Genomic DNA, 17241 nt, shown 5'->3' with positions numbered 1-17241 from the left:
CACGGCCCCTCCCCCTCGTTCCCTGGTTACTGGGTGATGCCCCAGCGGCGGCGCAGCGAGCGGTCCGCCCAGCTGAAGAACACGTCGATCATGATGCCGATGACCAGCACGATGATGATGTAGCTGAGCAGCCGCTCGGCGTCGTTGAGCTGGCGGGCCTGGCTCAGCGCCCAGCCGATCGAGTTCTGCTGGTTGATGATGACCAGGAGCTCTCCGGCCATCAGTGAACGCCAGGCGAACGCCCACCCCTGCTTGAGACCGGTGACGAACATGGGCAGCGCGGCCGGGATGACCAGCAGCGTGTAGCGCTGGACCCCGCGCAGGCCCATGACCTTGCCCGCCCGCAGCAGGGACGGGGACACGTAGTCGATGCCGGAGGTCAGACCGCCCGCGATCGACGGGGCCGCGCCCAGGATGATCACGAACATGATGGCCGACTCGCTGATGCCGTACAGCAGCATCGCGAACGGGAACCACACGATCGACGGCATGGTCTGGAGACCCGTGATCAGTGATCCGATCGCCGTCCGCAGCGGCTTGAACTGCGACACCGCCAACCCGACGACCACGCCCACGGCCAGGGCCAGCGCGAACCCCACGAAGGCACGGCGCATGGTGACCTGGACGGCGGTCCAGAACTCGGGGCTGGTGACCTCGTTGAACAGGGTGGGCAGTACCCGGTCCGGGCCGGGGAACACGAATTCGGTGCGCCAGCCGGACCACACGACCGCCTGCCAGGCCGCCAGCACGATGACGACCGCGGCCAGCTTGGGCCAGGTCGCGGCCCACACCCCCCGGGCGATCTCACCGGCGCCGCGTTCGTCGACGCCGCGTTGGGGCTGGAGTTCGAGGGCGTCGAGCCCCTGGACCTGTCGGTCACGCACGTCGGTCTCAGGCATGGCGCGAAACCTCCTCACGCAGTCGGTCGGTGATGGCGGCGGCCTGCTCGGCGATGGGCACGGAGTCGATCCGGCGGGGGCGTTCGCCGTGCACCGTGAACTCCTCGATGACGCGGCCCGGGCGGCTGGACAGCAGCACGACCCGGTCGCCCAGGCGCACGGCCTCGCGCACGTTGTGGGTGACGAACATGACGGTCAGCGACTTCTCCTGCCAGATCCGTTCGAGCTCGTCGTGGAGGATGTCCCGGGTCATGGCGTCCAGCGCGCCGAAGGGCTCGTCCATCAGCAGGACGTCGGCGTCCTGGGCCAGGGCGCGTGCCAGGGCGACACGCTGGCGCATGCCCCCGGAGAGCTCGTGGGGGCGCTTGCGTTCGAAGCCGGTCAGGCGGACCAGGTCCAGGAGTTCGGTCACGCGCCTGCGGCGCTCGGCCGCGGGGACCCGGTTCACCTTCATGGGGACCTCGATGTTGGCGCCCACGGTCAGCCACGGGAAGAGCGCGGCCTCCTGGAACATCATGGCCACTCGGTGGTCTCCGACGTCCACGGAACCCGTGGTGGGTTCCTCCAGACCGGCGACGAGCGACAGCAGGGTGCTCTTGCCGCAGCCGGAGGCGCCGACGATGGACAGGAACTCGCCGGTGCCGACGTGGATCGACATGCCGTCGACGGCGGTCACAGCGCCCCTGCCCCGGCCGAAGACCTTGGAGATGGAGTCGATCTCCACGGCGTTCGTCCCGGTCCGGGGTTCGGTGATGGCGGTCATGGTGCCCTTACCCTTCCAGCCCGGCGACCAGCTCGTGTCCGGCCTCGGCGAGGACGTCGTTGAGCGGGTCGAGGGCGTAGATTCCGTTGAGGTCGACGGGGTCCAGCAGGCCGATGGCCTCGGCCTGCTCCGCCTGGACCAGGAGCGACGGCGAGACCGGGTCGACGGTGAAGGTGACGTTCTCGAAGGCCGCGGTGGTGAGCTCGGGGTCGAGTTCGCCTCCGGTGAGCGCCTCCAGGTGCGCGCGGGAGGTCTCCGCGGCCTCCTCCGGGTTGTCGTTGATCCAGTCGACCGACTCCACATGGCCGCGCAGCAGGTCGGCAATGGTGTCGGGCTCGTTCTCCAGGAACTCGGCGCTGACGACGAGGAGGGTGGTGACGTACTGTCCACCGGTCCCCTCCCACAGGTCGGGCTCGTCGACGAGCAGGTGGGCGTCGTCCTCGGCCAGGACCCGGCTCAGGTGGGGTTCGGGGATCCAGGCGCCGTCGATCTCGCCGAGCCGGAAGGCGTCGACCGTGTCGGGGTTGTCCTGGGGGATGATCGAGAGGTCGCCGCCGCCCGCCGTGTCGACCTCCCAGCCCTGTTCCTGGGCGAACCAGCGCAGCGCCACGTCCTGTGTACCGCCGAGCATCGGTGTGGAGAAGGTGTGTCCGGGCAGGTCGTCGACGGTCTCGATGTCGTCGCGGACCACCAGGCCGGTGCCCTGGGTGGCGGCTCCGGCGACGACGTGCAGGGCCTCGCCCTCGGACTGCGACCAGCCGTTGACGGCGGGGTTGGGGCCGAGGAAGGCCGCGTCGATCTCCCCGGAGAAGACGGCGTTGACCGCGTCGGGACCGTTGTGGAAGGTCTGGGTGGCGAACTCGACCTCGCCCAGCGCCTCGTCGAGGATGTCCCGTTCCACGCCCACGAGCGCGGGGGCGTGGGTGATGTTCGGGAAGTAGCCGAGGGTCAGGGTGTCGGCGGCGCCACCGTCCCCCTCGCTCCCGCACGCGGTGGCGACCAGCCCCAGGGCCAGGGCGGCCGCGGTGGTTCTCAGCGGGGTCGGGGAAACGCGCATCTCAGGGGTCCTTGTCGGTGTCTGCGGAGGGACGGGGAAAACTCTACTTAATAAGTAGGTTTTGTGAAAGCACCGGGGCGGAGTGGGCCGGGGTGGCGGCCCCCGTCCGAGCCCGCCACCCCGCGACCGCCGGGCGACTACAGCCCGGCGACCTGCTCACGGGACCCCTCGTCGAGCAGCCTGTTGAGCGGGTCCAGGACGTAGATGCCCTCCAGGTCGACAGGGTCCAGCAGACCGACGACCTCGGCGTGTTCCGCACCGCCCCGGAGCGAGGGGGCGATCGGGTCGACCGTGAAGACCGTGTTCTCGAAGGCCGAGGCGACCACCTCGGGACTGGGACCACTGCCGGAGACCGCTCCCAGGTGCGCGATGGCGGCCTCCTGCGCCTCCTCAGAGTTGTCGTTGATCCAGTCGACGGTCTCGATGTGACCGCGCAGCAGGTCCTCCACCACGTCGGGGTGGGACTCCAGGAAGTCGGCGCTGACGATCAGGTGCGTGGTGACGAAGTCGCCGCCGGTCTCCTCCCAGAGGTCGGCCTCGTCCACCAGCAGCTCCCCGTCGAGCTCCACCAGCAGGCGGCTCAGGTGGGGCTCGGGCACCCAGGCCCCGTCGATCTCCCCGAGCTCGAAGGCGTTGATGATGTCCGAGTTGTCCTGCGGGATGATCGAGAGGTCACCGCCGCCCTCGGTGTCGACCTCCCAGCCCTGTTCCTGGGCGAACCAGCGCAGAGCCACGTCCTGGGTGTTGGCCAGCTGCGGCGTGGACAGGGTGGTGCCCGGCAGGTCGTCGACGGAGTCGATCCCCGGGCGGACCACCAGGCCCGCGCCACGCGAGGTGGACCCCGCGATGACGCGCAGGGCGGTGCCGTCCGACCGCGACCACCCGTTGATGGCGGGGTTGGGCCCGATGAAGGTGGCGTCGATCTCGCCGGCGAACAACGCGTTGATGGCGTCGGGGCCCGCATTGAAGGTCTGGCTGGACAGCTCGACGTCGCCCAGGGCCTCGGCGAAGGTGCCGTTCTCCACGCCGACCAGGGCGGGGGCGTGGGTGATGTTCGGGAAGTAACCGAGGGTCAGGGTGTCGACGTCACCGCCTCCATCTCCGCCCGACCCTCCACAGGCGGTCGCGGTCATCCCGATCGCCAGTACCGTGGCGGCGGCCGAAAGCACGGGCTTGCGCAGACTCATGAGGGTCCCTTTCGGGTGATCAGAGGGGCGAACGGGGCAAACTCTACTTAATAAGTAGGTTTTGTGGAACAGGAGGCACGGAGGTTTCCTGTGACTCAGGACACTTTACCCACGTTCGATCACGGAAAGTCATCAACCCGCCACCCACCAGCGGGAACACGAAAGGGGCGGTGGAGCCCGAGGGGCTCCACCGCCCCGAGGGGGTGAAGGCGCGCGCCCGTCGGCACGCCGGACCCGGAGGCCCGTGAACGCTACTCCGCGAGGGAGCCGTCGGCGTTGACCGGCAGCACCACGCCCTGCCAGGTCTCCTGGACGTACTCCAGGACCCGCTCGTCGTGCAGCAGTTCGGCCAGCAACTGGACGCGCTCGTCGTCGGTGTTCTCGTCCAGGACCACCAGGCCGTTGGCGTACTTCTCGACGTAGTCGTCGCCCTCGGGCTCCCAGGCCAGAACGTTGGCGTCCTCGGTGACCCCGGCCTCGATGGCGTAGTTGCCGTTGATGACCGCGGCGTCGACGTCGGCGATGGAGCGCGGCAGCTGCGCGGCTTCCAGCGGCGTGATGACCAGGTCCTGCGGGTTGTCGACGACGTCCTTCTCCGTGGCCGTCTCACCGGCGTCGGGATCCACGGTGATCAGACCCTCGGTCTCCAGGATCGTCAGCGCGCGGTAGAGGTTGGCCGGGTCGTTGGGGACCGCGACCTTGGCGCCCGTGGGCAGGTCGTCCGCGCCCTCGTAGGTCTCGGAGTAGAGGCCCAACCGCTCGATGTGGACGTCGGTGACGTAGGTCAGTTCCGCGTCGGGGCCGTTCTCGACCCACTCGTTCAGGAACGAGCGGTGCTGGAAGTAGTTGGCGTCCAGGTCACCGTTGACGAGCCCGGCGTTGGGCGTGTTGTAGTCGGCGATCTCCTCGATCTCCAGCTCCAGCCCGGCCTCCTCGGCGAGGTTCTCGTCGATGAAGGCGAGGATGTCACCGTGCGGCACCGGACTGACACCGACCCTGAGCGGCCCCTGCCCGGACTCGGCGTCGGCGGACCCGGAGCCCTGCTCGCTGGGGGCACCGCAGGCGGCGAGGGTCAGAGCCAGGGCGGACGCGCCGATAAGGGTCGAGGTCGTGCGCATGGTGCACTCCTTCGTGGTCGTGGGGCGGAGGATCGCGGGGGGTGCCCGACGGCGGGGGAACCGCCACCGGCAGGCCCGGCACCTTCGTGGGGCGCGGGCGTGTTGGTACCAGAGACTAGACCACCTTGTTGGTAGGAAAAATCCGTTTTGCCCCAGGCCGATCGTGGCCTTCCCCACAGCGTGAAAAATTACCCACTAATCCGGTAGCTTTTAAGGGAAACCGGAAGCATCATGGGTACATGCTCAGCGCACACACCGCACCTCCTCGAGCCGACGACCGCCCCACCCCGACGCGGAGTCACCCGGCCCTGACCGCCGTACCCGCACCCGCCGTCTCCCCCGGCGCGGAGGCCCCGGGGGGCGAGCACTCGCTCCTCGGCCTGCTCCCGCTCCCCGAGAGCGGCCGGTACATGCTGGTGTACGGGGTCGTCGTGGACGAACCGCACCCGGGAGTCCGCCCCACGCCGGAGGCCGGCGGCGACCTGCTCCTGGACCGGGACTCCCGCCGCGTGTGGGCCCAGGGCACCGAGGTCGAGCTGACCTTCCAGGAGTACGAGCTCCTCGAGTGCCTGACCGCCGCCCCCGGCCGCGCGGTCACCCGGGGCGAGCTCATGGAACGGGTCTGGGGCTCCAGCCGCGAACTGCACTCGCGCACCATCGACGTGCACATCCACCGCCTGCGCCGCAAACTCGGCCGGGCCGGGGGCCGCATCGCCACGGTGCGCAAGGTCGGGTACATCTACCACGGCCCCACGACGTCAGTCCCTGAACGGGGGGACTGACCGGCGGGGCCGTCGCGCGGAGTCTCTCGCAGAACGCACGGCGGCCCCCTTCGCGCCCACGGACACGACAGGGGCGCGGCGCCCCCTCACAGGAGGCGCCGCGCCCCTCATTCGGCCGGGCCGCCCCTGCGGCCCCGAGCCTCCCTGGTCAGAAGGAGAAGTCCCGGAACAACAGCATCGCCAGCAGCAGACCGACCAGCAGGTTGAACGCGGTGGCGGCGCCGAAGACACCGATCGGACGCCAACCCGCCTCGCGCAGCGAACCGAGCCGGAACTCCAGGCCGATGCTGGTGAAGGCCGCGATGAGGAACCAGTCACGCAGGGCCTTGGCCGTGTCCAGGCCCGCCTGGGCGTCCTCGGCGGCGTTGTTGGCCCACAGCGTGGCCACCACCGAGGCGACCAGGAAACCCAGCACGAACTTGGGGAAGCGGTCCCACAGGGTGCGCACTCCGGGACGTCGGCCCTCGGCGGCCGTGCCGTCGGCGGCGGCCACCCGGAAGGCGAAGTAGGCAGTGAGCAGAACCGCGACCACACCCATCAGGACGTTCTGGGTGGCCTTGACGATGGAGGCGATCTGGAGCGCCTCCTCGCCCACGATCGCCCCCGAGGCTGCGACGGCGGCGGTGGTGTCGATGTTGCCGCCGATCCAGGCGCCCGCCTGGGCGTCGCTGAGCCCCATCACCTGAACCAGCCAGGGGAGGAGGAAGATCGAGGGCACCGCGAAGAGGATGACCAGGCTCGCCGTGTAGGCCAACTGCTCCTTCCTGGCCTGCACGGCTCCGGCCGCGGCGATCGCGGCGCTGACACCGCAGATGGAGACCGAGGAGGCCAGCAGGGCGCGCAGGCGGTCGTCGAGGCCGAGTCTGCCGCCGAGCCACCAGGTGAACAGGAACACCGAGGTGACCAGGACCAGGGCTTGGAGGACGGCCGGTCCGGCAGCGCGAATGATGACGTCGAACAGGACGGTGGAGCCCAGGAGCACCAGACCGGTCTTGATGAGGAACTCGGTCCGGAAGGCCGGTGACAGGCGGTCGAGCAGCCCGGTCAGTGACAGGACCAGGTTCCCGGCCAGGCCGAGGAGGATCGCGTAGACGGGGTACTCGACGGCGCCCGCGAAGCCGGACAGCGCGGTGCCCTCGGCGGCTTCGGGGACCCAGGACTCCAGGAACCGGGTGGCGGCGGCCAGGGCCAGCACGACGAGCAGGCCGAGCGCGGTCCAGCCCCGGGAGGCGGTTGGGGGCGTGGTGTTCCCTGGGGCGTCGGACACCCCACCCGTGTCCGGGGCCTCGGCCGCGGTGGTGGCCGGGGCCCCGATGGCGGCGGGAGCCGCGGCCTCCGCGGGTCCGCCCTTCTCGGGAGTGTCGTCGGAGCGGTGGGGGTCGGTGTTCTCGGTGCTCACGGGATCAGCCCCTCGGGGATCACGCCGAGCAGGCACAGGCCGAGCAGCACGAGACCCGTGAGGGTGGCGGCCCAGTCCTCGCTGATCCTGAAGCCGGTCCGTTCGGGAGTGGTGGGTGGTGGTGTGGAGGGTGTTTCACTCATGACGCTTCTCCTCCGGGCGCGCCCGGCGCCCTGGGTCGGGGGAAGGGGAAGGAGGGTGGGACGGGTGGATGGTCGCGGTCCGACCATTCCTCATTAAACCTACTCATTTAGTATAGATAAGGGACATGCGACGACACCAGCCTCCGAGGCGGCGGAGTCAGGGCCGCCCCGAGCCGGTGGGCGGGGTCAGGAAGCGGAGACGGGAGCCCGCTCTCGCGCGGGTTCGGTCACGGGCAGACCGGCCTCACGCCAGGCGCGGAAGCCGCCGACCAGGTCGGTGGCGCGGGCCAGCCCCAGCTCCTGGAGCTGGACGGCGGCCAGGCTGGAGGCGTAGCCCTCGTTACAGAACAGCACCACGTGCAGGTCCGGCGTGTCGGCCTCGGGCACCCGGTCCGGACTGGTGGGGTCGAGCCGCCACTCCAGGACGTTGCGGTCGATCACCAGGGCACCGGGAATCTCCCCCTCGGCGGCGCGGTTGACGACCGGCCGGGTGTCGACCAGGAGAGCGCCGTCGCGCTGGGCGCGCAGCGCCTCGACAGGAGTGAGCCGCTCCAGGTGCGCGCGCCTGCTGTTCAGGACGCGTTCGATGACGCTCATCGGTCCGCCCCTTCGACAGCGGGCACCGACTCCAGCGTGGGGACGTCGGGCTCGGGGTCGGTGGTGAGGATGCTCCCCGTGCGGCGCAGCGAGTCCTCCTCGGTCACCTCGTAGTAGTGCATGGCCGTCAGCGGCGGCGAGTAGGCGTGCACGCTCACGGCCGGACGGTCCGAGGTGTTGATGACGTCGTGCACGTGGCCGAGCGGGAAGCGGCCGCCGCCGCGCTCAGCGAGGGTGCGTTCGCGCAGCTCCCCGTCCCAGTAGTGCTCGACCAGTTCGCCGGTGACGACGGTCAGGGCGCCGAGGGAGCCCGCGTGGTCGTGCAGTCGGGTGGACTGGTCGGGCGTCCAGGAGATGAGCCAGACGTCCGTGTAGTCGTCGGCGTGGAGCCGGACGGACCAGCGGTCCTCGGCGTCGAAACGGATCTCGTGGATTCCCTGGCGGACCTCCTCGGCGACCTTCGCGGTCAGCTCGGACAGGCGGTCCAGGGTGAGCGGGGTGGGCGCGGCGGCGCGGACTGCGGTGTCGTCGACGGTCATGGGCTTCTTGCTTCTCTCCGGGCGGCGTCAGTGGTCGTGCTGGGACGGGGTCACTGACAGCGTTCGTCGAAGGTGAGCGGTCGCCACCAGGGCCGAAGGTGTGGTGATGCGCTGACTGCCATGCTCGCCAGTAAACCATATTCCCTACAGGTTTAGTCGGTAGTAGCGAGTCGACACGCACCCCACCAGCTTCATCAGCACCATGCGAAACTCCACCACCACCCACTCTGACCACCGCTTTCCAGAAATCCCTACTTTATTGGTTGACAAAATCGGGTTACGGCGACCACAGTGGAACCCAGGCCGACCGGAATCGCGGAGCCGGTCGGCGAGGACCCGCCGAACCCTCGCGCCGTCCGGGCCACCCCGCCGGACGGACACACGAGCGCGAGGCCGGTCCACGTTCCGGGCCGAGGGGGCTGCCATGCGCGGAGCCGCCCGACCCTCGGCCCGGGACACCACCGGAACCGCCGCGCCACACCGACGATCGGTGCCTCACGACCGACCCGGCCCGCCCGTGCTTTGATTCCAGGTAATTCCAGTAGGCATTTCGGATTACCGGGCGTGTCGATCGCGCCCCAGCTCAGGAGGTTCCCCTTGTCCGAGACCATCGCCGGCCCCACCTCCGGCACGGCCCCCGACACCGCGCCGGTTCCCGTCCTCACCTCCGCCGCCGAGGCCCTCCGCGTGGCCCGCACCCTCGTCCCCCTGGTCGCGCGCGAGGCCTCCACACGCGACAGGGAACGCTGTCTGCCCCACGACGTGGTCCGCGCGATCTCCCGCTCCGGTCTGCTGGGCGTCACCGTCCCCCGCGACCTCGGCGGCGCGGCCGTGGGCGCCGCCACCGTCGCCGAGGTCCTGCGCCTGCTCGGCACCGCCGACCTGAGCCTGGCCCAGATCCTCCAGCCGCACTTCGCGTTCCTCAACGCCCTGCGGCTGCGCGGCGGCCCCGAGGCCCGGCGCCGCGTGTACTCCGACGTCCTCGCCGGCGCCCTGGTCAGCAACGCCCAGGCCGAGCGCTCCGGAAGGAACGCGCACACCCACGCCACCCGGATCGAACGTGACGGGCGGGACTTCCGGATCGACGGCACCAAGTACTACGCCACCGGCTCGCTGTTCGCCGGTTGGCTGGCCGTGGTCGCCCCCGCCTCCACCCCTGACGGCCCCCGCCCCCACCTGGCCTTCGTCCCCGCGGACCACCCCGGTGTCCGGATCGAGGACGACTGGGCGGGCATGGGTCAGCGCACCACGGCCAGCGGCACCGTCCACCTGGCCGGGGTGACGGTGTCCCCCGAACTGGTCCTGGAGCAGTACCGGACCTTCGAGGAGCCCACCACGTACGGAGCCCTCGCCCAACTCCTGCACGCCGCCATCGACGTCGGCGCGGCACGCGGCGCGCTGGAGGAGACCTCGGAGTTCGTGCGCACCAAGAGCCGGCCCTGGTTCGAGAGCGGCGTGGACACCGCCGCCGAGGACCCCCTGCTCGTACAGCGTTTCGGTGAACTGGAGGTCCAGGTCCGCTCGGCCGAGGCCCTGCTCGTCACCGCGGCCGAACGCGTGGAGACGGCCGACGCGCTCCTGGCCGAGGGCGCCCCCGACACGGAGGACGCCACCGCGGAGGCCTCGATAGCGGTCGCCGCCGCCAAGGTCGTCGGCGGCCGGACCGCCGTGGAGGTCTCCTCCGCACTGTTCGAGGCGGCGGGCACCCGCGCCACGGCGGACGACGCCAACCTGCACCGCCACTGGCGGGACGCCCGCACCCACACCGTCCACGACCCGGTGCGCTGGAAGGTCCAGCACATCGGCGCGTACTCCCTCAACCGTCGCCGTCCTCCCCGGCACGGACAGATCTAGCACCACGAGAGCAAGGACTGACACCCTCATGCCCCTGACCTTCCACTGGTTCCTGCCCACGCAGGGAGACAGCAGAGGCGTCGTCGGCGGAGGTCACGGCGCGGACGTCGTGTCCTCCCCAGCCTGGCGGACGCGCGAACCCTCCCTGGAGTACCTCGGCCAGATCGCCCAGGCCGCCGAACGGCTGGGCTTCGAGGGCGTCCTCACCCCCACCGGTTCGTGGTGCGAGGACGCCTGGCTGACCACGGCGATGCTGGTCCGGGACACGAGGCGGCTCAAGTTCCTGGTGGCGTTCCGCCCCGGGCTGCTCTCACCCACCCTGGCCGCGCAGATGGCCAGCACCTACCAGCGGCTCAGCGGGGGCCGCCTGCTGCTCAACGTGGTGACCGGCGGCGAGTCCGCCGAACAGCGCCAACACGGGGACTTCCTCGACAAGGACGCCCGGTACCGGCGCACCGGCGAGTTCCTGCGCGTGGTGGACACGCTGTGGCGCGGCCGGACCGTGGATCTCCAGGGAGAGCACGTCACGGTGGAGGGCGCCGTGCTCCAGCGGACGCCCGACCCCCGCCCGCCCGTCTACTTCGGCGGCTCCTCCCCCGCCGCCCTGGAGGTGGCCGCGTCCCACGTGGACACCTACCTGACCTGGGGTGAGCCTCCGGCCGCCGTCGCCGAGAAGATCGGCCGGGTCTCCGCGCTGGCCGCCAAGCGCGGCCGCGCCCTGGAGTTCGGGATCAGGCTGCACGTGATCAGCCGCGACACCGAGGAGGAGGCGTGGGCGCAGGCCCGGCGCCTGCTCGACGGGCTCTCCCCCGAGACCGTCGCACAGGTGCAGAGCAGTCTGCGCCGAAGCGAGTCCGAGGGTCAGCGGCGGATGCTGGAGCTGCACGGCGGGCGGACCGACGACCTGGAGATCCACCCCCATCTCTGGGCCGGTGTCGGTCTGGCTCGCGGCGGAGCGGGTACGGCTATGGTCGGCAGCCACGAGCAGGTCGCGAACCTGATCGAGGAGTACCACCGGGCGGGCATCGGGGAGTTCGTGCTCTCGGGCTACCCGCACCTCGAGGAGGCGTACTGGTTCGGCGAGGGCGTGCTCCCCCTCCTACGCGAACGCGGCCTGTGGCGGCACCCCGACGGCCGGGAAGCCACCGGCTCCCCCACCCACGTCCCCTTCGCCGTGGCCGAGCCCGCCGCGCCCTGAACCCGCCCCTCCTCAGTTCCGGAGCCGTGATGACCACCACCGTCCTCGTCGGGAACCCGCGCCGGGGCTCCCGCACCGCCACCGCCGCCCGGGCCGTGGCGCACCACGCCGCACGTGCCGCCGGACTGCCTCCGGAGCCGGAGGTCCTGGAGCTGGCGGACCTCTCGCCGCTGCTGCTCACCCCCGGCCCCACCCTGGACGTGCGTTCGGCCCTCGAACGGGTGAGCGGTTCCGACCTGCTGGTCGTGGCCAGCCCCACCTACAAGGCCACCTACACCGGGCTGCTGAAGGTCTTCCTGGATCTGCTTCCGTCCGGCGGGCTGGAGGGGGTCACGGCCGTCCCCGTCCTGGTGATGGCCTCCCCCGCGCACACCCTGGCCGTGGACGTGCACCTGCGCCCGCTGCTCCTGGAGCTCGGGGCCACGGTGCCCACCTCGGGACTGGCGCTGCTCCAGGACACCGTTCCCACCGGCGGGGATCCCGCCCCACGGCTTGACGCGGTACTGGAGCCGTGGGCTCTCGGGTCCACCCCCGCCCTGCGCACCGCCCTGCGACACAGGACCACCACTGTCTGACCGCCGCCCCAGTAGGGAGAGTCCGTTGAGTGTCACCGAGACCCCGCGCACCCCGGCCCACACGCGGCCCGAGGCGGACCGGTTCCGTGCGACGATGCGCCACCACCCGGCCGGGGTGGTCGTCGTCACCGCGAGCGTCGGGGGGAGGCCCGTGGGGCTGACCGCCACGTCCTTCACCAGCGTCAGCCTGGATCCCCCGCTCATCTCCCTCTACGTCGCCGACGCTTCCACCACCTGGCCGACCCTGCGCCGCGCGGGTGAGTTCGGGGTGCACCTCCTGGGCGAGGGGCAGGAGGACGTCGCCGTGCGGTTCGCGAACAAGGGCGTGGACCGGTTCGCCCACCCCACGGTCTGGCGGCCGGGCCCGGACGGGGTGCCGCTGCTGGACGGGGCTGTGGCGCACCTGGTCTGCACGCGTTTCGACACCCGGCTGATCGGCGACCACTGGCTGGTCGTCGGCGAGGTGACCCACACCCTGGTCCTGGAGGACCCCCGGCCGCCACTGATCTACCACCGGGGCGGCTTCGCCACGGTGGCGCCGTCGGAGTAGCGCGGCGGAGCGAGGACCTCCCCCCACCGAGAGCAGGGCCCCCGACCGTTCGGGGGCGCCCCTTCGTCACGGAGGAGGTGACCGACGGGACCGTGGCTCCGGGTCAGCGGGTGAACGCGGCCCGAAGTCGGGCCGCGAACCCGGCCAGGGCGGTACGCAGACGGGAGGTCCGGGTCAGACGAGGGCTCAGCCCGGGGCGCACGGCCGTCGGCGCGGGCCCGGCGAGGGGCGCCGTGACGGTGAGCCCGCGCGGGGTTCGGCGCAGGGAGGCACGGCCGACCGGGGCGTCCAGGACCACGCGGTACAGGGGTGCGCGGTCCGCGCTCCGCACGAGGACGAGGGTGTCGCCCTCGTGGCGGACCCGCACCCTTCGGGGATCGACGCCCGGGGCGAGTTCCACCTCGACCACGAGGTCGCCGCCACGACGTCCGCTGTCCACACGGGCCACGGGCTCGGCCTCGAACTGGGACCACAGGTGCTCGTCGATCCGCTCGTCGGTACCCGCGAAGACATCCGTGACGCGCATCGGACCACTTCCCCTCGTCCTTGAGTTTTCTGCGCTCAAGTTTATTGACGCGACTTTACCAAGGCAAGGGAGAAGGGTCCGACACGGCCATGGCGCGGATCACTCGTCCAGACGCTCCCCCGTCTTCGGTGAGAAGACGTGCACCTGCCCCGGCCTGACCCGCAGGTGGACGACCTGCCCGCTGCTCGGGGCGCGGTCCGGCGCCACCCGGACCACCAGGTCGCTGTCGGCCGGGTGCCCGGGGATACCGCCGTACAGGTAGCAGTCCGCGCCCAGGTTCTCGACCAGACCGATCTCCATCGGGAAACCGTCGGTGTCGCCCACCAGGTCCACCGCCTCGGGCCGGAACCCCAGCAGGACCGAGTCCGCGCCGTCCCGTTCCAGGCGGGCCCGCTGCCCCGGGCCCAACGGGAGGTCGTGGCCGCCCACCCGCACGGCCTCGCCCGTGAGGGGGAACTCGCGCAGGTTCATCGCGGGTGACCCCATGAACCCCGCGACGAACGCGTTGGCCGGGCGCTCGTACAGCCCGATCGGCGTGTCGCACTGCTGGAGCAGACCGTCCTTGAGCACCGCGACCCGGTCACCCATGGTCATGGCCTCGACCTGGTCATGGGTGACGTAGACGGTCGTGACCCCCAACCTGCGCTGGAGTTCGGCGATCTGGGTGCGGGTGGACACCCGGAGCTTGGCGTCCAGGTTGGACAGGGGCTCGTCCATCAGGAAGACCCGGGGCTCCCGCACGATCGCGCGCCCCATCGCCACGCGCTGGCGCTGGCCTCCCGAGAGCGCCTTGGGCCTGCGGTCGAGCAGCGGGGTCAGGTCCAGGAGCTCGGCGGCCTCGGCCACCCGGCGCGCCCGTTCCTCCTTACCGATTCTGGCCATCTCCAGGGCGAAGCCCATGTTCTGGCCGACGGTCATGTGCGGGTAGAGCGCGTAGGACTGGAACACCATCGCGATGTCGCGGTCCATGGGGCTGAGGTCGGTGACGTCGGTGTCCCCGATGCGGATGGTCCCGTAGTCCACCTCCTCCAGCCCGGCGAGCATGCGCAGCGAGGTCGACTTCCCACAGCCGGACGGCCCGACCAGGACGAGGAACTCGCCGTCCTCGATCTCCAGGCTCAGCTCGTCCACGGCGGGCGCGTCCGAGCCCGGGTAGAAGTGGGTGGCCTTCTCGAAACTGACCGATGCCACGTGACATCTCTCCTCTACAGCTGCGGGTTGACCTGGAGCTTGCGGCCCCGACCGGCGCGGAAGGCCTCCACGGCCAGGGCGTAGTCGTCGAGGGCGAAGGAGTCCGTGACCATGGTGTCGGCGTCCACGACGCCCTTGGCCATGATGTCCACGGCCCGCCCGTAGCTGTGCAGCACCGCCATGGAGCCCACCACGGTGATCTCGTCGTTGTAGATCCGGAACGGTGAGAAGGTCGCGGTCGCCTCGGCCGGGGCCACGCCGAACACCTGGAAGGTGCCGCCCCGGGCGACGCGGGTCAGGCCGTCCTCGATGGCCGGGACCACCCCGGTGCAGTCGATGACCACCTCCCAGTCGGGGCGGTCGAGCTGGTCGGCGCCGACGGCCACGGCGTCGGCCGCCAGCGAGGCGGCCACCGCGAGGCGTTCGGTGTTGGGGTCGACCACGGACACGCTGGCGGCCCCGGCGGAGGCGGCGAGCTGGGCCATGAGCAGGCCCATCGTGCCCGCGCCGTAGACCAGGTAGTGCTCGCCCACCCGACCGGGCAGGAGGTCGAACCCGTGCACGGCGCAAGAGAGGGGTTCGATGAGCGCGGCGTGCTCGAAGGGCATGGAGTCGGGGATGCGGTAGCAGGAGGACGCGGGCACCGAGACGAACTCGGCGCTGGCACCGGGCCGGGTCACGCCCACCGCGTTCCACCGCGCGCACAGGTTGCCGCGCCCCACCAGGCACTTGGCGCACTCTCCGCAGAACAGGGACGGGTCCACCGCGACGCGGTCGTCGACGGCCACGTCGGTGACCTCCGAGCCGACCGCGACCACGGTCCCGGCGAACTCGTGTCCGGGGACGATCGGGTAGGGGGTGGGGGCGAACTCCCCGTCGATGATGTGCAGGTCGGTCCCGCAGATGCCCACGGCGGCCGGGGCGACGACCACGTCCCCGGGGCCCGGCTTGGGGTCGTCCACCTGCTGGACGGAGTAGTGACCGGGTTCGCTGACGACGAGTGCGCGCATTACTTCACGGCTCCTAGAGACAGGCCGCGGACCAGCCAGCGTTGGGCGGCCCATCCGGCGAGGATCACGGGCAGGGCCGCCATGGTGGAGGCGGCCGAGAGTCGGGCCCAGTACAGGCCCTCGCCGCTGATGAAGCCGACGAGGAAGACGGGGACGGTGGATGCCTGGGTGGCGGTCAGGTTGACCGCGAAGAAGAACTCGTTCCAGGCGAAGATGAAGCAGATCAGGGCGGTGGCGGCCAGACCGGGGGCGATCATCGGCAGGATGACGCGCCGCATCTCCGTGAACCGGCGCGCGCCGTCCATGCGGGCGGCCTCGAGTACCTCCTTGGGCAGCTCCACCAGGAACGACCGGATCATCCAGATCGCGATCGGCAGGTTCATCGCCGTGTACACCAGGGTCAGCGTGCGGGCGTCGTCCAGCGCGCCCAGGTTCCTGGCGATGACGTACAGCGGCAGGATCATGGCCACCGGCGGCAGGAGCTTGGTGGACAGGAAGAAGAACAGCGAGTCACGCCACTTGGGGACGCGTACCAGGGAGAGCGCGTAGGCGGCGGGCAGGCCCAGGACGATGGCGAGGAGCGTCGACAGCACGGACGCCTGGAGGGAGTTCAGCAGATAGGGGACGAAGTCGCGCCCGATCACCGCCGAGTACTGGTCCAGGGTCGGTTGGAAGAAGAACGTGGGCGGGTTGGTGGAGGCCTGGGACTCCTGCTTGAAGCCGGTGAGGAACATCCACAGCACCGGGAAGAAGAACAGCAGTCCCGCCGCCCAACCGAGGATGCCCGCCAGGGGGCGTACGGGTCGGCGCCGGCGGGGGCGCCGCGCGGAGCCGACCCGGGACACGGTCGCCGGGGACGGAGCCGCCGGGGGTGCGGTCACGGGGGTCACGTCTCCTCCTCGAACAGGCTGGAGACCACGCGCAGGGCGAACATGGCCACGATCAGGGTCGCGACGACCACGATCACTCCCGCGGCGGCCGCCTCTCCGACGTCGAAGCTGCGGAAGGCCTGAAGGTAGATGAAGTAGGGCAGGTTGGTGGTCGACTGTCCCGGACCGCCCTGGGTGATCATGTAGATCGCGTCGAAGGTCTGGACGATGTAGATCGTGCCGAGCAGGATCGCGAGCTCCACGAATCGGCGCAGGTGCGGGAAGGTGATCCGGCGGAAGACCGCGAAGGCTCCGGCGCCGTCGACCTTCGCCGCCTCCAGCACCTCGGGCGACTGGCTCTGGAGACCGGCGAGCATGATGAGCATCATGAACGGGGTCCACTGCCAGGTCAGCACCATGATGATGGACAGCAGGGGGAAGTCGTTGACCCAGTCCGCCTGGACCCCGAACGGCGAGAGCACCCAGTTGAGCAGGCCGTACACCGGGTGGTACATCGAGGTCTTCCACAGGAGCGCGGCGGCGACCGGCATGACCAGGAACGGCGTGATCATCAGGGTGCGGACGATCCCCCTGCCGAGGAAGGCGCGGTCGAGCAGGAGCGCCAGCCCCAGTCCGAGGACCAGCGAGGCCAGGACGGCGCCGACGGTCAGCAGGACGGTGTTGGCGACGGCGTTGTGGAAGAGCGGGTTCCCGAGGACGCTGCCGTAGTTGGCGAACCCCGCGAAGGAGTCCGACTCGGGGCGCAACAGGTTGCTGCTCTGGAAGCTGTAGTAGACGGTGAACAGGAACGGGATCTGGGTCATCGCGATGACGAACAGCAGCCCTGGCAGCAGCGGGCCGCGCCTGAGCCATCGCTCCGCCCGGGTCAGTTCCCGGGTTCGGGGCCCGCGCCGCGCCGTGTCCGGCGTGGTCTGGACGGTCATGGCCCTCCTCGGAGGAGTCTGGGTGGGGTGGGCACCGGTA

The 17241-nt window shown here is 70.8% G+C and carries 19 protein-coding genes; 5 read left to right on the top strand and 14 right to left on the bottom strand.

All coding sequences use genetic code 11. The annotated features are described in order from the left end of the window. Positions 1-26: 26 nt before the first annotated feature. From BDW27_RS08955 to BDW27_RS08935, 5 genes are all read right to left on the bottom strand, one after another. A complete protein-coding gene (locus BDW27_RS08955; RefSeq protein ID WP_017544705.1) occupies positions 27-899 on the bottom strand; it encodes an ABC transporter permease in 873 nt (290 codons plus the stop codon). Then, a complete protein-coding gene (locus BDW27_RS08950; protein WP_017544704.1) occupies positions 892-1662 on the bottom strand; it encodes an ABC transporter ATP-binding protein in 771 nt (256 codons plus the stop codon). Before BDW27_RS08950 ends, BDW27_RS08955 begins: the two co-directional genes overlap by 8 nt. A gap of 7 nt (positions 1663-1669) precedes the next feature. Then, the gene (locus BDW27_RS08945; RefSeq protein WP_110048958.1) at positions 1670-2719 is read right to left on the bottom strand and encodes an ABC transporter substrate-binding protein; all 1050 of its coding nucleotides are present in this window, start codon (positions 2717-2719) and stop codon (positions 1670-1672) included. Positions 2720-2856: 137 nt separating this feature from the next. Further along, positions 2857-3906 (bottom strand): ABC transporter substrate-binding protein, encoded by a 1050-nt coding sequence (locus BDW27_RS08940; protein WP_110048957.1) that lies wholly within the window; start codon positions 3904-3906, stop codon positions 2857-2859. Positions 3907-4157: 251 nt separating this feature from the next. Next, positions 4158-5024, bottom strand: coding sequence for a MetQ/NlpA family ABC transporter substrate-binding protein (locus BDW27_RS08935; protein WP_110048956.1), 867 nt, complete (start codon positions 5022-5024; stop codon positions 4158-4160). Between the two features lie 239 nt (positions 5025-5263). On the opposite strand from BDW27_RS08935, the gene BDW27_RS08930 reads away from it, so the two are divergent. Next, positions 5264-5806 (top strand): winged helix-turn-helix domain-containing protein, encoded by a 543-nt coding sequence (locus BDW27_RS08930; protein WP_017544700.1) that lies wholly within the window; start codon positions 5264-5266, stop codon positions 5804-5806. A gap of 148 nt (positions 5807-5954) precedes the next feature. Here BDW27_RS08930 and BDW27_RS08925 read toward each other — a convergent pair whose 3' ends face one another. From BDW27_RS08925 to BDW27_RS08915, 4 genes are all read right to left on the bottom strand, one after another. Beyond that, positions 5955-7205 carry a YeiH family protein gene (locus BDW27_RS08925; RefSeq protein ID WP_110048955.1) on the bottom strand — a complete coding sequence of 417 codons (1251 nt, stop codon included), beginning with the start codon at positions 7203-7205 and terminating at the stop codon, positions 5955-5957. Beyond that, positions 7202-7348, bottom strand: a complete 147-nt coding sequence (locus BDW27_RS27450) for a hypothetical protein (RefSeq protein ID WP_017544698.1) — start codon at positions 7346-7348, stop codon at positions 7202-7204. The genes BDW27_RS08925 and BDW27_RS27450 overlap by 4 nt, the downstream gene beginning before the upstream one ends. Before the next feature lie 186 nt (positions 7349-7534). Continuing rightward, on the bottom strand, positions 7535-7945 hold the full coding sequence (locus tag BDW27_RS08920; protein WP_110048954.1) for a rhodanese-like domain-containing protein: 411 nt from the start codon (positions 7943-7945) through the stop codon (positions 7535-7537). Next, the gene (locus BDW27_RS08915) at positions 7942-8484 is read right to left on the bottom strand and encodes a cysteine dioxygenase family protein (protein WP_110048953.1); all 543 of its coding nucleotides are present in this window, start codon (positions 8482-8484) and stop codon (positions 7942-7944) included. Before BDW27_RS08915 ends, BDW27_RS08920 begins: the two co-directional genes overlap by 4 nt. Positions 8485-9081: 597 nt before the next feature. On the opposite strand from BDW27_RS08915, the gene BDW27_RS08910 reads away from it, so the two are divergent. From BDW27_RS08910 to BDW27_RS08895, 4 genes are read left to right on the top strand one after another with little or no spacing between them, the layout of a single operon-like run. After that, positions 9082-10338 carry an SfnB family sulfur acquisition oxidoreductase gene (locus BDW27_RS08910; protein ID WP_110048952.1) on the top strand — a complete coding sequence of 419 codons (1257 nt, stop codon included), beginning with the start codon at positions 9082-9084 and terminating at the stop codon, positions 10336-10338. A gap of 28 nt (positions 10339-10366) precedes the next feature. Further along, positions 10367-11536, top strand: coding sequence for an LLM class flavin-dependent oxidoreductase (locus BDW27_RS08905; RefSeq protein ID WP_110048951.1), 1170 nt, complete (start codon positions 10367-10369; stop codon positions 11534-11536). 29 nt (positions 11537-11565) lie between these two features. Further along, a complete protein-coding gene (locus tag BDW27_RS08900) occupies positions 11566-12111 on the top strand; it encodes an NADPH-dependent FMN reductase (RefSeq protein WP_110048950.1) in 546 nt (181 codons plus the stop codon). A gap of 25 nt (positions 12112-12136) precedes the next feature. Then, positions 12137-12661 (top strand): flavin reductase family protein, encoded by a 525-nt coding sequence (locus tag BDW27_RS08895; RefSeq protein WP_110048949.1) that lies wholly within the window; start codon positions 12137-12139, stop codon positions 12659-12661. Between the two features lie 103 nt (positions 12662-12764). On the opposite strand, the gene BDW27_RS08890 is transcribed toward BDW27_RS08895, so the two are convergent. From BDW27_RS08890 to BDW27_RS08870, 5 genes are all read right to left on the bottom strand, one after another. Beyond that, the gene (locus BDW27_RS08890; RefSeq protein ID WP_110048948.1) at positions 12765-13187 is read right to left on the bottom strand and encodes a hypothetical protein; all 423 of its coding nucleotides are present in this window, start codon (positions 13185-13187) and stop codon (positions 12765-12767) included. Between the two features lie 99 nt (positions 13188-13286). Continuing rightward, on the bottom strand, positions 13287-14378 hold the full coding sequence (locus BDW27_RS08885; protein WP_017544690.1) for an ABC transporter ATP-binding protein: 1092 nt from the start codon (positions 14376-14378) through the stop codon (positions 13287-13289). A 14-nt stretch (positions 14379-14392) separates the two neighbouring features. Then, on the bottom strand, positions 14393-15388 hold the full coding sequence (locus BDW27_RS08880) for a zinc-dependent alcohol dehydrogenase family protein (RefSeq protein ID WP_017544689.1): 996 nt from the start codon (positions 15386-15388) through the stop codon (positions 14393-14395). Continuing rightward, complete coding sequence (locus BDW27_RS08875; protein WP_017544688.1) at positions 15388-16278, bottom strand: carbohydrate ABC transporter permease; 891 nt, start codon at positions 16276-16278, stop codon at positions 15388-15390. Before BDW27_RS08875 ends, BDW27_RS08880 begins: the two co-directional genes overlap by 1 nt. Further along, positions 16275-17201 (bottom strand): carbohydrate ABC transporter permease, encoded by a 927-nt coding sequence (locus tag BDW27_RS08870; RefSeq protein WP_017544687.1) that lies wholly within the window; start codon positions 17199-17201, stop codon positions 16275-16277. The genes BDW27_RS08875 and BDW27_RS08870 overlap by 4 nt, the downstream gene beginning before the upstream one ends. Positions 17202-17241 lie beyond the last annotated feature (40 nt).

The sequence above is a fragment of the Nocardiopsis sp. L17-MgMaSL7 genome (genome assembly GCF_003182025.1).
Lineage (GTDB): Bacteria > Actinomycetota > Actinomycetes > Streptosporangiales > Streptosporangiaceae > Nocardiopsis > Nocardiopsis prasina.
This window is presented reverse-complemented; position numbering and strand designations above follow the sequence as displayed.

What these genes read in the sequence shown, in the direction of transcription:
- BDW27_RS08915 (WP_110048953.1), bottom strand. Translation starts at nt 8,484, where the DNA reads ATGACCGTCGACGACACCGCAGTCCGCGCCGCCGCGCCCACCCCGCTC.
- BDW27_RS08930 (WP_017544700.1), top strand. Translation starts at nt 5,264, where the DNA reads ATGCTCAGCGCACACACCGCACCTCCTCGAGCCGACGACCGCCCCACC.
- BDW27_RS08880 (WP_017544689.1), bottom strand. Translation starts at nt 15,388, where the DNA reads ATGCGCGCACTCGTCGTCAGCGAACCCGGTCACTACTCCGTCCAGCAG.
- BDW27_RS08890 (WP_110048948.1), bottom strand. Translation starts at nt 13,187, where the DNA reads ATGCGCGTCACGGATGTCTTCGCGGGTACCGACGAGCGGATCGACGAG.
- BDW27_RS08920 (WP_110048954.1), bottom strand. Translation starts at nt 7,945, where the DNA reads ATGAGCGTCATCGAACGCGTCCTGAACAGCAGGCGCGCGCACCTGGAG.
- BDW27_RS08870 (WP_017544687.1), bottom strand. Translation starts at nt 17,201, where the DNA reads ATGACCGTCCAGACCACGCCGGACACGGCGCGGCGCGGGCCCCGAACC.
- BDW27_RS08955 (WP_017544705.1), bottom strand. Translation starts at nt 899, where the DNA reads ATGCCTGAGACCGACGTGCGTGACCGACAGGTCCAGGGGCTCGACGCC.
- BDW27_RS08900 (WP_110048950.1), top strand. Translation starts at nt 11,566, where the DNA reads ATGACCACCACCGTCCTCGTCGGGAACCCGCGCCGGGGCTCCCGCACC.
- BDW27_RS08905 (WP_110048951.1), top strand. Translation starts at nt 10,367, where the DNA reads ATGCCCCTGACCTTCCACTGGTTCCTGCCCACGCAGGGAGACAGCAGA.
- BDW27_RS08950 (WP_017544704.1), bottom strand. Translation starts at nt 1,662, where the DNA reads ATGACCGCCATCACCGAACCCCGGACCGGGACGAACGCCGTGGAGATC.
- BDW27_RS27450 (WP_017544698.1), bottom strand. Translation starts at nt 7,348, where the DNA reads ATGAGTGAAACACCCTCCACACCACCACCCACCACTCCCGAACGGACC.
- BDW27_RS08935 (WP_110048956.1), bottom strand. Translation starts at nt 5,024, where the DNA reads ATGCGCACGACCTCGACCCTTATCGGCGCGTCCGCCCTGGCTCTGACC.
- BDW27_RS08940 (WP_110048957.1), bottom strand. Translation starts at nt 3,906, where the DNA reads ATGAGTCTGCGCAAGCCCGTGCTTTCGGCCGCCGCCACGGTACTGGCG.
- BDW27_RS08945 (WP_110048958.1), bottom strand. Translation starts at nt 2,719, where the DNA reads ATGCGCGTTTCCCCGACCCCGCTGAGAACCACCGCGGCCGCCCTGGCC.